14 protein-coding genes are annotated in these 14,320 nt (G+C 46.7%); 11 read left to right on the forward strand and 3 right to left on the reverse strand.

All coding sequences use genetic code 11. The features are described 5' to 3' along the window. Nucleotides 1–2 precede the first annotated feature (2 nt). The 6 genes from rpsI to rlmB all read left to right on the forward strand — a co-directional run bounded on the left by rpsI (nucleotide 3) and on the right by rlmB (nucleotide 6,079). Nucleotides 3–395: a 30S ribosomal protein S9 gene (gene rpsI / locus Q4Q54_RS10725; protein WP_006083052.1), complete on the forward strand. Its 393-nt coding sequence runs from the start codon at nucleotides 3–5 to the stop codon at nucleotides 393–395. A gap of 154 nt (nucleotides 396–549) precedes the next feature. Then, nucleotides 550–738, forward strand: coding sequence for a DUF2065 domain-containing protein (locus Q4Q54_RS10730; RefSeq protein ID WP_006083051.1), 189 nt, complete (start codon nucleotides 550–552; stop codon nucleotides 736–738). A 72-nt stretch (nucleotides 739–810) separates the two neighbouring features. Further along, complete coding sequence (locus Q4Q54_RS10735) at nucleotides 811–2,106, forward strand: adenylosuccinate synthase (RefSeq protein ID WP_006083050.1); 1,296 nt, start codon at nucleotides 811–813, stop codon at nucleotides 2,104–2,106. 112 nt (nucleotides 2,107–2,218) lie between these two features. Further along, nucleotides 2,219–2,875, forward strand: coding sequence for a flagellar protein MotX (gene motX / locus Q4Q54_RS10740; RefSeq protein WP_011847814.1), 657 nt, complete (start codon nucleotides 2,219–2,221; stop codon nucleotides 2,873–2,875). 39 nt (nucleotides 2,876–2,914) lie between these two features. Continuing rightward, nucleotides 2,915–5,338 carry a ribonuclease R gene (gene rnr / locus Q4Q54_RS10745; protein WP_311988426.1) on the forward strand — a complete coding sequence of 808 codons (2,424 nt, stop codon included), beginning with the start codon at nucleotides 2,915–2,917 and terminating at the stop codon, nucleotides 5,336–5,338. Then, on the forward strand, nucleotides 5,339–6,079 hold the full coding sequence (gene rlmB, locus Q4Q54_RS10750) for a 23S rRNA (guanosine(2251)-2'-O)-methyltransferase RlmB (RefSeq protein WP_311906063.1): 741 nt from the start codon (nucleotides 5,339–5,341) through the stop codon (nucleotides 6,077–6,079). A 147-nt stretch (nucleotides 6,080–6,226) separates the two neighbouring features. On the opposite strand, the gene Q4Q54_RS10755 is transcribed toward rlmB, so the two are convergent. Further along, nucleotides 6,227–7,669 (reverse strand): MFS transporter, encoded by a 1,443-nt coding sequence (locus tag Q4Q54_RS10755; RefSeq protein ID WP_311906064.1) that lies wholly within the window; start codon nucleotides 7,667–7,669, stop codon nucleotides 6,227–6,229. Between the two features lie 240 nt (nucleotides 7,670–7,909). Beyond that, complete coding sequence (locus tag Q4Q54_RS10760) at nucleotides 7,910–8,653, reverse strand: DUF481 domain-containing protein (RefSeq protein WP_311906065.1); 744 nt, start codon at nucleotides 8,651–8,653, stop codon at nucleotides 7,910–7,912. Between the two features lie 212 nt (nucleotides 8,654–8,865). Here Q4Q54_RS10760 and rpsF point away from each other — a divergent pair, with 212 nt between their 5' ends. Genes rpsF through rplI form a run of 4 tightly spaced genes read left to right on the forward strand, consistent with a single transcriptional unit; the run spans nucleotide 8,866 to nucleotide 10,304 of the window. Beyond that, nucleotides 8,866–9,261, forward strand: a complete 396-nt coding sequence (rpsF, locus tag Q4Q54_RS10765; RefSeq protein ID WP_006083044.1) for a 30S ribosomal protein S6 — start codon at nucleotides 8,866–8,868, stop codon at nucleotides 9,259–9,261. Between the two features lie 8 nt (nucleotides 9,262–9,269). Beyond that, the gene (gene priB / locus Q4Q54_RS10770) at nucleotides 9,270–9,575 is read left to right on the forward strand and encodes a primosomal replication protein N (RefSeq protein WP_311906066.1); all 306 of its coding nucleotides are present in this window, start codon (nucleotides 9,270–9,272) and stop codon (nucleotides 9,573–9,575) included. A gap of 12 nt (nucleotides 9,576–9,587) precedes the next feature. Continuing rightward, a complete protein-coding gene (rpsR, locus tag Q4Q54_RS10775; protein ID WP_006083042.1) occupies nucleotides 9,588–9,815 on the forward strand; it encodes a 30S ribosomal protein S18 in 228 nt (75 codons plus the stop codon). A gap of 36 nt (nucleotides 9,816–9,851) precedes the next feature. Then, complete coding sequence (gene rplI, locus Q4Q54_RS10780) at nucleotides 9,852–10,304, forward strand: 50S ribosomal protein L9 (RefSeq protein ID WP_006086059.1); 453 nt, start codon at nucleotides 9,852–9,854, stop codon at nucleotides 10,302–10,304. A gap of 253 nt (nucleotides 10,305–10,557) precedes the next feature. Here the strand turns inward: rplI and Q4Q54_RS10785 are convergent, their stop codons facing one another. Further along, complete coding sequence (locus Q4Q54_RS10785; RefSeq protein ID WP_311988427.1) at nucleotides 10,558–12,756, reverse strand: S46 family peptidase; 2,199 nt, start codon at nucleotides 12,754–12,756, stop codon at nucleotides 10,558–10,560. Nucleotides 12,757–12,881: 125 nt separating this feature from the next. Between Q4Q54_RS10785 and dnaB the strand changes: the two genes are divergently transcribed. Then, nucleotides 12,882–14,288 (forward strand): replicative DNA helicase, encoded by a 1,407-nt coding sequence (dnaB, locus tag Q4Q54_RS10790; RefSeq protein WP_006083039.1) that lies wholly within the window; start codon nucleotides 12,882–12,884, stop codon nucleotides 14,286–14,288. The last annotated feature ends 32 nt before the right edge of the window (nucleotides 14,289–14,320 follow it).

Here is a 14,320-nt window from a genome sequence, read left to right on the forward strand (position 1 = left end):
AAATGGCTGCAACTCAGTACTACGGCACTGGCCGTCGCAAAACCTCTACAGCTCGCGTTTTCGCTAAAGCAGGTAGTGGCAACATCGTTGTAAATCAACGTCCTTTGGATCAGTATTTTGGTCGTGAAACTGCTCGTATGGTTGTTCGTCAACCTTTAGAGTTAGTTGAAATGACTGACAAGCTGGACATCTATGTAACTGTTAAAGGCGGTGGTATCACTGGCCAAGCAGGCGCAATCCGTCACGGTATTACCCGTGCTCTGATGCAATTAGATGAAGCACTGCGTCCATCACTACGTTCTGCTGGTTTCGTTACCCGTGACGCTCGTAAAGTTGAGCGTAAGAAAGTGGGTCTACGTAAAGCACGTCGTAAGCCACAATTCTCTAAGCGTTAATTCGTTTTTGGAATATCAAAAAACCCAGCCTATGCTGGGTTTTTTATTGGCTAGAATTTACGGTACTGGCGAATTCATTTAAATAAGAGACTCTGTTGTTGGGGTGTGCTGATATACAATCAATTTGTATTGAACGACTGAGTTTGAGGTGCGCATGACTTTTCAAGTTTTTATGCTGGCAGTGGCACTTGTATTACTTTTAGAGGGAGTCGGGCCCTTACTCTTTCCGAACAAGTGGCGTCGTTATTTAAATGAACTCTCCCATCAAAATCAGCAGGTTATCCAGCGACTCGGTGGCGCGTTAGTCACGGCAGGCGTGGTGATTCTGGTGATTTTTGCGTAAAAAACAGCCTGCTTGCCCTTGCTTACTAAGATCTGTTAAAATTCTTTTTTAACCGCAACCTTGCAGCAAATAATGGGCAAAAACGTAGTTGTTCTCGGCACCCAATGGGGTGACGAAGGAAAAGGTAAGATTGTCGACCTTCTAACAGAACAGGCAAAATATGTAGTTCGCTATCAAGGCGGCCACAATGCTGGTCATACCTTGGTTATCGATGGTGATAAAACCGTTCTTCATCTGATCCCATCGGGTATCCTGCGCGATAATGTGAAATGCATTATTGGCAACGGTGTGGTGCTTGCACCTGACGCCCTGATGAAAGAGATCAACATGCTGAAAGATCGTGGTGTTCCTGTTGAGGAACGTCTGTTGATCTCTGAAGCGTGTCCGCTGATCCTACCATTCCATTGCGCCTTAGATATCGCCCGTGAAAAAGCACGTGGCAATAAAGCTATTGGTACAACTGGCCGTGGAATCGGACCTGCGTATGAAGACAAGATCTCCCGTCGCGGTCTGCGAGTAGGCGACCTGTTCAATGCTGAACTGTTTGCTGAAAAGCTGAAAGAAGTTATGAAATACCATAACTTTATGCTGACAGAGTACTATCAAGTCGAAGCTGTTGATTACGAGCAAACGCTAGCAGATGCTTTGGCTATGGCCGATTATCTGAAGAGCATGTGTGTTGACGTGACTGAACTGTTGGATACTGCGCGTAAAGCCGGTGAGCCAATCCTGTTTGAAGGCGCTCAAGGTACATTACTCGACATCGACCACGGAACTTATCCTTTTGTAACCTCTTCAAATACCACTGCCGGTGGTGTTGCGACGGGTTCAGGTTTTGGTCCACGTCACTTAGACTATGTCTTAGGTATCATGAAGGCTTACACCACTCGCGTGGGTGCAGGTCCATTCCCAACTGAACTATTATGTGAAGTTGGTGATCATTTAGGTACTAAAGGTCATGAGTTTGGTGCGACAACGGGTCGTAAGCGTCGTCCAGGTTGGTTGGATGCTGTGGCAATGCGCCGCGCAGTTCAAATCAACAGTGTGAGTGGCTTCTGCTTGACTAAGTTAGATGTACTTGATGGTCTGAAAGAAGTGAAAATTTGTGTTGGTTATCAGAATCCTGATGGCACTATCTCTAAAGTGACCCCGCTTGCGGCTGAAGGTTATGAACTGGTTACGCCTGTTTATGAAACTATGCCAGGTTGGAGCGAGTCGACTTTTGGCGCGACATCCATTGAGCAACTGCCACCGGCAGCGATCAATTATATCAAGCGTCTTGAAGAGCTATTAGAAACACCAATCGACATTATCTCTACTGGTCCTGACCGTAACGAAACCATGATTTTGGTTAATCCGTTCAATTAAGACCTGTTAAGGCCGTGTTTCACGGCCTTTTTCTCTGCTTCTTTATGCCTTTCTCTGTTTAATTCTGCGGTTAGAAATTCAGCTCAAGCTCAAGAAATAGGTTATACTGCCGATGCAAGTATTCACCCTTTTGTCATTGAGAGTCGTTATGCTACGTACAGCACTAGTTGCGCTACTGCCCTTAGTATCTTCAATGTGCTTTGCTGAAACGCAGGCGGTGGATATTTATAGCCAAGATCAATTGCTTGATTTGATCCGTAGCGATCAATATTTAGCGAAAGTGAAGCGTGATGATTGCCAGTTAGTCCAAGACATTGAGGCGCGAGCCCAAGTCTTAAAACAGCCTTTATATCAATTCCTGTGGGGCGAAATGCTCAATTATGGAACCTGTGTAAAGGCAAACCCTGTGAAGGGCATTGCTTTGTTACGTGACTCGGCCGAACAAGGTAGCTCAGAAGCGATGTTAAAGCTTGCCGAGTATTATCAGAGTGGGAAATTTGTCATCCGCAATAAAGACAGAGCAGTGCATTATTTACTGCCTGCGGCTGCAAGTGGTGATTTACCCGCTCGTATGATGTTAGTGCGTTTATTCGGTGAAGGTTATGGTAGTCCTAGGGATTACGAGATGGCCTATCACTGGTTATATAACGATGTATTTGCGGACGAGGCGACGAAGAAAAAAGCCTTGTCTTTACTGCAGGTGTTAGCAGCTAAAATGCCCCCCAGTGCAGTGGCGCGGGCCCAGCAAGAACAGTTGCGAACCCGTTAAGTGGTCTCTTAATCTAGAGACACATTATTTGGATATTGAATGATCAAAGACCCTCATTTTGAGCGTGAACAGGATAAGTACGAAAACCCTATCCCAAGCCGTGAGTATATTATCGATTACTTACGTTCTCAGAAATCACCTATCACTCGTGACAGTATTGCCGCGGCGTTAAACATCCAAGAGGAAGAACAACTTGAGGCCCTGCGCCGTCGCCTTCGTGCGATGGAACGCGATGGCGAACTCGTGTTCACCCGTGGGCAGAGCTATGGCTTGCCCGAGAAAATGGATCTTATCCCCGGCACTGTACTCGGACACAGAGAAGGCTTCGGCTTTTTCAAACCCGATGAAGGCGGTGATGACTTATTTATTTCGAACCGCGATATGCTGATGTATTTCCATGGTGATAAAGTGCTGGCGCAAAAAGCGGGCACAGATCGTCGTGGTCGCCGCGAAGCGCGTTTGGTGCGTTTGATCCAGCCGCGCAGTGCCGCGATTGTTGGCCGTTATCATGTTGATAGCGGTATGGCATTTGTCATTGCCGATGATAAGCGTATAACCCAAGAAATCTTAGTCGCGAATGAAGACCGCAACGGCGCCCGTCAAGGCGATGTGGTTGTGGTTGAATTAACGCGTCGCCCAGGTCGTTTTGTTAAGGCTGCGGGTAAAGTGACTGAAGTGCTTGGTAAGCAAATGGCGCCGGGGATGGAAATCGAAATCGCCTTGCGTAACTACGACTTACCCCATACTTGGTCACCTGTGATCGAGAAGAAACTGCGCCGAATTCCCGATGAAGTGACCGACGCCGATAAAGTCGGCCGTGTAGATTTACGTCATCTGCCATTAGTGACTATCGACGGCGAAGACGCCCGCGATTTTGACGATGCCGTGTATGCGGAGAAAAAAGCCGGTGGCGGCTGGCGTTTATGGGTTGCGATTGCTGACGTTAGTTATTATGTTCGCACCGATTCGGCTTTAGATACCGAAGCGCGTGCCCGTGGTAACTCAGTGTATTTCCCATCGCAAGTGATCCCTATGCTGCCGGAGAAAATCTCCAACGGCCTATGTTCGCTTAATCCTCACGTCGACCGTTTATGTATGGTCGCCGAGATGACAGTGTCTGCCAAAGGCAAGTTGTCGGGTTATAAGTTTTATCCGGCGGTGATGTATTCCCATGCCCGTTTTACTTATACCCAAGTGGCGGAGATGTTAGAAGGCGGCCCAATTGCGCCTGAGCATGAAGCCTTGTTCCCGCATCTACAGTGTTTACAGTCATTGTATTTAGCGCTAGATGAACAAAGAGCCGAGCGTGGTGCGATTGCGTTTGAAACCATGGAAACGCAGTTCATTTTCAATGAGCAGCGCAAGATTGATAAAATCGTGCCGCGTGGCCGTAATCAAGCCCATAAAATCATTGAAGAATGCATGATTTTAGCTAACGTTTCTGCAGCTAAGTTTGTGAAGAAACACAAAGGCGAAGTCTTGTACCGTGTGCATGAAGCGCCATCCGAGCAAAAATTGGCGAACTTTAAAGAGTTCCTTGCTGAGCGTGGCTTGACTATGACTGGTGGTCTTGAGCCAACGCCGTCCGATTATCAGAACGTGATGCTGCAAATTGCTGAGCGTCCCGATGCTGAACTTATCCAAGTGATGTTGCTGCGCTCTATGCGTCAGGCCATTTACACTCCAGATAATGAAGGTCACTTTGGTCTAGCCTTAGAGGAGTATGCGCATTTTACCTCGCCCATTCGCCGTTATCCGGATTTAGTCTTACATAGAGTGATCCGTTATTTACTGGCGAAGGAAAGAGGCGAAGCCACAGAAAAGTGGACGCAGGATGGTGGCTACCATTATCAACTCGATGAACTCGACCAATTGGGCGAAGAGTGTTCGACTACAGAGCGTCGTGCCGATGAAGCGACTCGCGATGTTAGCGATTGGCTCAAGTGCGAGTTTATGCAAGATCACGTCGGCGATACCTTTGAAGCTGTAATTGCCTCAGTGACGAGCTTTGGTTTATTCGTGCGCTTAAATGAGCTGTTTATCGATGGCTTAGTGCATATCTCAAGCCTAGGTAGTGATTACTACCAATTCGATCCTATGCGTCAACGCCTTATCGGTGAGCATACAGGCCAAGTCTATCAAGTGGGCGATCCTGTGACGGTTAAGGTCGCTGCAGTTAACTTAGATGACAGACAGATTGATTTAGTCATGCTGGGCGATGACGGCAAAGGTGGCAAGCGTAAAGCATCTGCCAGCCGTGATAAGCCGATGACTGCCCGTGAGCGTGTTAATCGCGAAGGTGCTAAGCAAGGCAAAGCGGGTAAAACCGCAACCCCTAGCACTAAGGCTGAAGCTGGCAAAGCCAAACCTAAGGCTAAAGCGGGCACTAAAGCGAAAAAAACAGCAGTAAAAGATCCGGCTAAAAAGCCAAAAGCCGCTAAGCGGAGCACGAGAAAGAAATAAATGAAAAAACAAGATATTATTTTTGGGATCCACGCAGTTGAAGCCCTGCTAAAACACAGCCCTGAGCGCATTATCGAGTTATGGCTGTTACAAGGCCGTGACGATGAGCGCTTAACTGTGCTGGCCAATCAGGCCAAAGCTTTTGGCACTACGATTCAGGTCGCTTCTCGCAAAGCCTTGGATGACAAAGCGGAAAGCAGCCAACATCAAGGTATAGTCGCGCGCGTTAAAGCGGCGAAAGTGTTGAATGAGCAAGATTTAGATGTGCTGCTTGCTAACACTGAGCAAGCATTCCTGCTGATTTTGGATGGCGTGACGGATCCCCATAACTTAGGCGCTTGTCTACGTAATGCCGATGCGGCGGGCGTACAAGGTATTATCGTGCCTAAAGACAATTCAGTTGGCTTAACGGCGACTGTGAGTAAAGTGGCATGTGGCGCTGCGGAAACAGTGCCTTTATTCCAAGTGACTAATCTTGCGCGCACTATGCGTCACCTGCAGGAAAAGGGTGTGTGGATTGTGGGCACTGCGGGCGAGGCAGATTGCGAGCTTTATCAAGCCGATCTCAAAGGATCATTAGCGATTGCCATGGGCGCGGAAGATAAAGGTTTACGCCGTTTAAGCCGTGAGTCTTGTGATTCACTGATCTCTATCCCTATGGCGGGTAGTGTGTCGAGCTTGAATGTATCGGTTGCGACCGGTATTTGCTTATTTGAAGCTGTGCGTCAGCGCCGCCGCTAATACGCTCACGCTTGCCTGATTTCGCACATGCGGTATCAGGCTTGCAGTAACGACTTGTTGCAGTAACTATTTGTTTTAGTCAGCACTTGAAGTAATAAAAAAGGCCGATTAACTTTAAACAGTTAATCGGTCTTTTTATTGGCCTTTTTATATCAGCGCTTTGTCTAGGTTAACCGGATGGCTATCGGCTTCATCCGTTTGAACGGCTTCAGGCTCTGCTTGTTCGATATCGAAACTGAAGGCGAGTTGCTCCTCATCACTGTCATTTGCGTCGATAATATCGTCATCGACACCATCAGCCCCTAAATCATATTCCGCTTCATCTAGGTTAGCACTGGGCGTCATATGTTCTTGAATCGATTCGACATCAACTCGTGGGTCCAGCGCTGCCGCCAGTGGTGAAGAGACTAAGTCGCCCGTCGCCATTATGTAGTCTTGGGTGACATTGGTTTCGGCTTTTTGTTGTGCATGTACATAACGTAGCCGCACAAACAAGATTAAGGTACAGGCAGACATAAAGCCATATAACATGCTGTTGCCAAGCCATTGCATCAACGTAGAGGCGATCAATGGACCGATACTAGCCCCTAAGCCGAAGGTTAATAAGATGGTGGCAGATAAACCGACCCGCTCATTCTGTTCGACTCGTGAGTTAGCCAGTGCCGTAGCAAGTGGATAGAAGGTGAAGCCTAAAATACCGAAGAGGAAAGTCATCACCAGCGAAATCACTGGATGATAGGGCGTTAAGGCGATGGCTAAGGCTAAGATGCCAAGCAATATACAGTTGATACGAATAAGGCGACTGCGGGACATAATGTCGGACAGTTTCCCCATCGGCCATTGTGCCAGTAATCCTGCTAAAATCGTTGCTGTCATATAAGTGGCGACTTTTTCAGGTGGCAAACCTAAGTTGCTCGCGTAGGCGGGCGCGAGACCATAAAACGAACCCACTATCATGCTACCAATCGCGATGGTTGTGAGTGCCTGCGGCGCTTTTTTCCAGTAATGGGCAATTTTGAGTGGAGCTGGGACCAAAGGCGCAGGGTGAAGACGACGCGTGAGTGAAATCGGTACGATACAGAGTGAGAAACAAATCGCGATCAGCAGTAATGGCTCAAGGCCTAATTCGGGGAAGATGCTTATTGCGCCTTGGCCCAAGATCAAGCCAAAGTAAGATACGATCATATAACTCGCGAACACTGTGCCCCTTTGGTTACTTTCGGCTTGTTCGTTAAGCCAACTTTCTAGCACCATGTATTGGCACATCATTCCCATGCCGACAACGAGCCTGAGGAGCAGCCAAACTGCTAGCTCATCCACGAGTGCATGACCCAATGCAGATGCGGCGACTATGCCTGCACTGGCTACGAAGGCGCGGATATGACCCACTTGGGCGATAAGTCTATGACCAATCTTAGAGCCCGCCACAAGGCCAACATAATAGGCCGACATCATGCCGCCTATCCATATCTGTGGCACATTCATCACCGAGAGCCTGAGCCCAAGGTAAGTAGTGAGCAAACCGCCGGCCAGTACCATTAACAAGGTGGTGCTATATAAAGAGGCGAAAGTGCGCAGCGGATTAGTCATATACAACTCCGAAAACACAAACAAGATTGATAATAAACCGTGAGTATATCAGGGGTTGGTGTTTATGTTGTGTTGCAAATTGTTGGTAAATCTTGATTAATTGCGCATTTCTGCTCGAAAAATCCTTAGATTATGTCGAAGTGACTTGAGAGGGGGCGGAGGAACTTCACATAGACGCCAGCCGAAGATGACATTGGCGCCGTGTGCTTGCTTATATTGTTTTGGATTATCTAAAAGCGGTTATCTAAAGGTATAAAGTAAGTTGAAGGTGGTGATGGTATCTGTCTGCTGGCTACCTTCAGGGACCACTTCAGTATATTTGATGTTCATGCCGATTTTAAAAGCCCAATCTTGGAACACCAGATTCTTGTAGTTCATGTCTAAGGTGAGGGTATTGTTGTTTTCGCCCATTTCGGCGGTTAAATCGGCATTGAGACTGCTGTATTCCTGCAGTTTTTGAGAAAACTTTGCCGCGGTACGCAAAATGACATCTTTCTCAGCATCAGGATTGGGAATATCGACAGATTCGGCCGGTAAGTTATATCGATAACCGGGGCCGACTTCGAGACTGAGTTTGGTCTTGTAGCTGCTGATGGCATTAAAACCGTAACCACTAGAAATAGTTGAGATTTGCGTGTAACTACCGAATTGATCCCAAGTAAAATCACCGCGTCCGAAGATGTAGCCTTTGGTCAGTTTATAGTTCGACTGGAGTTGGAGTTCGTATTTTTCTGAAGTTGTCTTGCTTTTTTCTGAGGCAAAGTAGGCTTTGAGCGTGGCTTCTTGCTTGGTTTGCTGGGTGTCGTAAATCAGTTGGGTTCGACCGTTAAAACTGCTGGACTCGGTATTGCCTGTATTCAGTTGCAAACCCGCTTCGATTTCTGCGGTAAAATCGCTGGGCGGTTCCTGGTAATCCGGTGGAACAAGCGCAAGCGCAGGAAATGAAAGGGAAAATAAAAAAATTGGCGCAATAACTTTTAGCATTATGTTTATTCTTGGTTAGCCGATGTCTGATGTCCGAATATAGATGAAGCGCCATCATACCTGTATTGATTGGCGAGGCAAAGTTATTGCTTGAGTTTCTGTCTTGCTTTCTGTACTATCTCGCGCTCAAATCAGTCACTATTTTTCGTTCCTTGCCTCCATTTGGTTTGACTGAGCCAATACCGAGGCTACATAACCGTAAGGAGCAATAAATGCGTCATTACGAAATCGTATTTATGGTTCACCCAGATCAAAGTGAACAAGTACCAGGTATGATTGAGCGTTACACAGGTGTTATCACCGAAGCTAACGGCACAATCCACCGTTTAGAAGATTGGGGCCGTCGTCAACTGGCTTACCCAATCCTTGATCTGCATAAAGCTCACTACGTTCTGATGAACGTTGAAGCTAAAGCAGAGACGATTGAAGAGCTAGAAACAGCTTTCCGTTTCAACGACGCAGTTCTGCGTAACATGGTAATGCGTACTAAAGTTGCCGTTACTGAAGCATCTCCAATGGCTAAAGCTAGAGATGAGCGCGATTCACGTCGTGGCCCAGCTGGCGAACGCTCATACGATGAAGCTCACGCTGAAGAAATCGCTGAGTAAGGTAATCTGTGACCACCAATAACTTGGTGTTGTCAGGAACGATAACTCGTTCAAGACGCTTTAAAAGCCCAGCAGGTGTTGCACACAGTGTGATAATGTTGGAACACAAATCGCAGCGTTATGAAGCAGATATGCTCCGCAACGTCTACGTACAAATTCAAGTGATTTTGAGTGGCCCACGCTTTGAAAGCGTAGCAGAAGATCTGAAAGCAGGTGTGGAAGTACAAGTGCAAGGCTTTATGACGCTTCAACAGGGGCGCAATGGTCAAAACCGCTTAGTTATCCATGCCGAAAATGTCGAATTGAAAACTTAGGAGACTGTCAACATGGCACGTTATTTCCGTCGTCGCAAGTTCTGCCGTTTCACCGCTGAAGGTGTTGCAGAAATTGATTACAAAGATATCGTTACTTTAAAGAACTACATCACTGAAAGCGGCAAGATTGTTCCAAGCCGTATCACTGGTACTAGTGCTAAATATCAGCGCCAACTAGCTCGCGCTATCAAGCGTGCTCGTTATCTTTCTCTACTGCCATATACTGATTTACATCAGTAATTGCAGTATTCCTAATCGAATATAGAGGATTTGATAATGAACGTTATTCTGCTTGATAAAATCGCTAACCTAGGCAACTTGGGTGACCAAGTATCAGTTAAGGCTGGTTACGCACGTAACTTCCTTTTGCCACAAGGTAAAGCTGTTGTTGCTAACGAAAGCAACGTTAAAGTATTTGAAGCTCGTCGCGCTGAATTAGAAGCTAAATTAGCTGCTGAATTAGCTGCTGCTAACCTACGTGCTGAGAAAATCACTGCACTGGAAGCGGTTGTAATCGCTTCTAAAGCTGGTGATGAAGGCAAACTGTTTGGTTCAGTTGGCAACCGTGACATCGCTGATGCAGTGACTGCTGCTGGTGTTGAGCTGGCTAAATCAGAAGTTCGTTTACCATTAGGCGCTCTGCGTACTACTGGCGACTTCGAAGTTGAAGTTCAGTTACACACTGAAGTTAAAGCTGTTGTTAAAGTATCTGTGGTTGCAGAAGCTTAATTACGACTCGCTTTAAATATAAAAAGACACCGCCTCGGCGGTGTTTTTTTATGGCTGAAATTTAGGATTTGAGTGTATTTAGGTTTGGATATCGGCTCTGCGATGGATTTAAGCGATAGGTAATATGCGCCTATTCATTCAATCTCATTATCTCAAAGTGCATTCACTGCTAAAATACGAGCCCAAATAAAAGCCGCTTACTGCAAAACAGTGAGCGGCTTTTTGTTTAGAGCAACTGATTCAGCTCTGGGTGTTAATTTCTTACTAAATCTAGTTCTTTAATCAGATTATCGGCATGGTCGACTTCGTCCATCATCCACAGGATATAGCGGATATCCACGTGTACTGCGCGGGTGATGGTTGGGTTGAAGAACCAATCTTTAGTGATGGCCTCGTAGGTGGAGTCGAAGTTAAGCCCCACTAACTCACCTTTACCGTTAAAGACGGGCGAACCCGAGTTACCGCCTGTGGTGTCAACGCTCGATAAGAAGTTAACCGGTACAGAGTTAAATTCTTCGGGTTTGTCTAAGCAAGAGAAGAGTCTGCAAATCCAGCCGCGGGGATCTTGATAAACTGACTTCACTAAATGATTGCCAAAACGCTGCTCGGCAATCGCATCGAGGAGCTTTTTCGGTGCATTGTAGGGCTCTACGCCTGTGTGTTTCGCGACTATGCCATCTAGACGAGTAAACGGCTGTTTGTAGAGTGCATCACGTGATTGATAACCATCGACCATACCGTAGCTGATACGCAGCGTACCGTTGGCGTCAGGATAGACCGGCCAGTTGTTGGCCTTATAGTATTCGATCACTGCGGCCATATAGTCTGGGCGAGCAGTTGATAACTTACCGTCTAAGATTTTTTCCGTTTTTTCCTGCGCCATATTAGTGTCGTAAAGTGCTACGGCTAAACGAATAAAGGGATCGGCACTGGTTTCGAAGGCGTTAACATCGGCATTCATCCACGCCAGACGTTGGGCTTGGTCTGTGAGCGTAGTGAGTGAATACAAACCATCGAGTTTAGCCGCGAGATCTACGTCTTTACTATTTACACTTAACATTTTATCGAGCGCTGCCACGCGATTCGATTGGCCTAGGTAAGCATTTAAATCCTGTAACCACAATGCCTTATCGACTTTGACATCGAAACTTGAATCGATACGTTTAAGGCGCGAGCTCAGCATCGCTAAATCACGATCTTGATAGCCTTGTTCACGTTCTGCATCGGGCTTTTGTTTTTCTTTCGCAAGACGATACAAGCTGTTTGCTGCGGTTAACAGGGTGCTCGATTGGGCATTAGTAAAGTAGTAATTACTTTGGAACGCCTGTTGTTGCTCGGCAAGTAGCACTTCTAACTCAGCGATGAGGTGTTGATTTAGCTTAGGATTTTGTTTAAGCCAAGCTAAAAAGTTATCCTCACGGCTTTGTTTAATACCTACGATATCCGTAGCTTTAAAACCCGCTAACAGGCCGTTGAGTTTTTTCATTCGGTTGGCCATTGAAGCCATATTACCAGCGTATTTAATGGCGATGTCTGCATCTTTTTGTCCCATAGCTTCGATAGTATCAATCTGTAATTGATAGCGTTTAGCTTGGGTGGGATACAGCCAGTCACTGGCAAACTTAAGCTCACTAGTGAGGTTATAGCGACTGGTTGAGCCTGGATAACCTGCGACAAACACGCCGTCACCGGCTTTCACGCCATCGGCGTTGATTTTAAGGTAACTCTTTGGCTTGTAAGGGATGTTATCGTCGCTATAGGCAGCGGGTTGGCCATCTTTACCTACATAAGCCCGTAAGAAGGCAAAATCACCCGAATGACGTGGATATTCATAGTTATCGATGTCGCCGCCAAAGGCACCGACACTTTCTGGTGGTGCATACACTAAGCGTACATCGCGGATCATTAATTGCTTGATTAAGTAATATTCTAGGCCGTTATGGAAACTGCGGACATTACAGCGATAGTTAGCATCAGCTTCACAGCTCTTGATCAGTTCTTTGCTGTGATTTTGAATGTCTTCGTAACGGCTCAGCGGATCTTGGCTTAGGCCTTGATTGATTTGGGCGGTGACATCGGTTACAGCCTCTGTGATGTATAAACGTTCGTTAGGACCGGCAGAGGGTTCCTTGTCCATTGATGTCGCTAAAAAGCCTTGTTCGAGATAGTTATGTTCTTTCTTAGTGTTATATTGTATCGCCTTGAAGGCACAATGGTGGTTTGTCACAACTAGCCCTTGGGGGGAGACAAAACTGGCGGTACAATAGCCCAGCCCTACAACGGCATTCATTGGATAACTTGTAAGATCGGCCAGTTTTTCTGCAGGAATATCGATTCTGCGTTCACTGAGTTTGTCTGCAATAGAAGGCATTTGATAAGGTTGCCATTGTCCTTCGTCGGCAGTTGCTATGCCGGATGTCATTACTAAGGCCGCAACCAATGCAATACGCATGTTCTTTCCTTATTGATTATTAGAGTGTCCGTTGGAATGAGATAACAGGCGAGTGTAAACATCCTGTTTGCTTGACGCGGGTTTTATATCATATTTTGTTAAGTTGTTGGAAATCGGGAGCGTTAATGTCACAACAAGGTGCTTTTAAGCCTAAAAGTAAGCCAAGAGATTTGCAGCTTGATGGACTCAAGCTGCCACCGCATTCCATTGAGGCTGAACAATCGGTATTAGGCGGCTTGATGTTAGATGCCGAAGCGTGGGACAGGGTAGCTGAGGCCGTCGTAAAAGATGACTTTTACTCCCGCTCACACAAGATGATCTTCTCTGCCATGCACAGATTGGTCGATTTGGGGCAACCGATCGATTTGATCACGGTTTCTGAACAGCTCGAAGTTGAAAATCAATTAGAAGATGCCGGTGGTTTTGCCTATTTAGGTGAAATTGCCAAAAATACCCCAAGTGCGGGTAACATTTTATCTTACGCCGAAATCGTCCGTGAACGCGCCGTAGTGCGTGACATGATCCGCGTAGCGCACGAAATTGCCGATGCAGGTTACAACCCAGAAGGCCGCGACTCGAGCGAATTACTCGACCTTGCAGAGAGTAAAGTCTTTAAGATCGCTGAGATGCGAACCAATTCCAACGAAGGTCCTGAAGGCATTAAAACCATTCTGGAAAAAACCGTCGATAAGATTGAGCAGCTTTATAATAACCCCCATAACGGTGTGACTGGGGTTTCGAGCGGCTTTAACGATCTGGATAAGATGACCGCTGGCTTCCAGTCCGGTGACTTGATTATCGTTGCTGCGCGTCCTTCTATGGGTAAAACCACCTTCGCGATGAACTTGTGCGAACAAGCCGCGATGAATGAAGACAAGCCGGTGCTTATCTTTAGTCTCGAGATGCCGTCAGAACAGATTATGATGCGTATGTTGGCCTCCTTGGGCCGCGTCGATCAAACCAAAATCCGTACCGGTCAGCTCGATGACGAGGATTGGGCGCGGGTTTCATCGACCATGGGTATCATGCTCGAGCAAGGCAAAATGTATATCGATGACGGTTCGGGGTTAACGCCGACCGAGGTTCGTAGCCGCGCGCGTCGTATCGCCCGTGAGTACGGTGGTTTATCGATGATCATGATAGATTACCTGCAGTTAATGCAGGTACCCGCCTTGAAAGATAACCGTACCTTAGAGATTTCTGAGATTTCACGCTCACTAAAGGCGTTAGCCAAAGAGTTGGAAATCCCGATTATTGCTCTGTCGCAGCTTAACCGCTCGCTTGAGCAAAGAGCTGATAAACGCCCTGTAAACTCGGATTTGCGTGAATCGGGCGCTATCGAGCAGGATGCGGATCTCATCATGTTTATTTATCGCGATGAAGTGTATAACAACGATTCTCAAGATAAAGGTACGGCCGAAATCATTATCGGTAAGCAACGTAACGGCCCGATTGGTCGGGTGCGACTCACCTTCCAAGGGCAGTTTTCGCGCTTCGATAATTATGCCGGACCTCAGTTTGAAGAAGACTAAATTCATGTTTGAAAATAGTAAATTTGCGTATG

The organism is Shewanella sp. SP2S2-4 (genome assembly GCF_031932025.1).
In the GTDB taxonomy this organism is placed as follows: Bacteria; Pseudomonadota; Gammaproteobacteria; order Enterobacterales; family Shewanellaceae; genus Shewanella; species Shewanella baltica.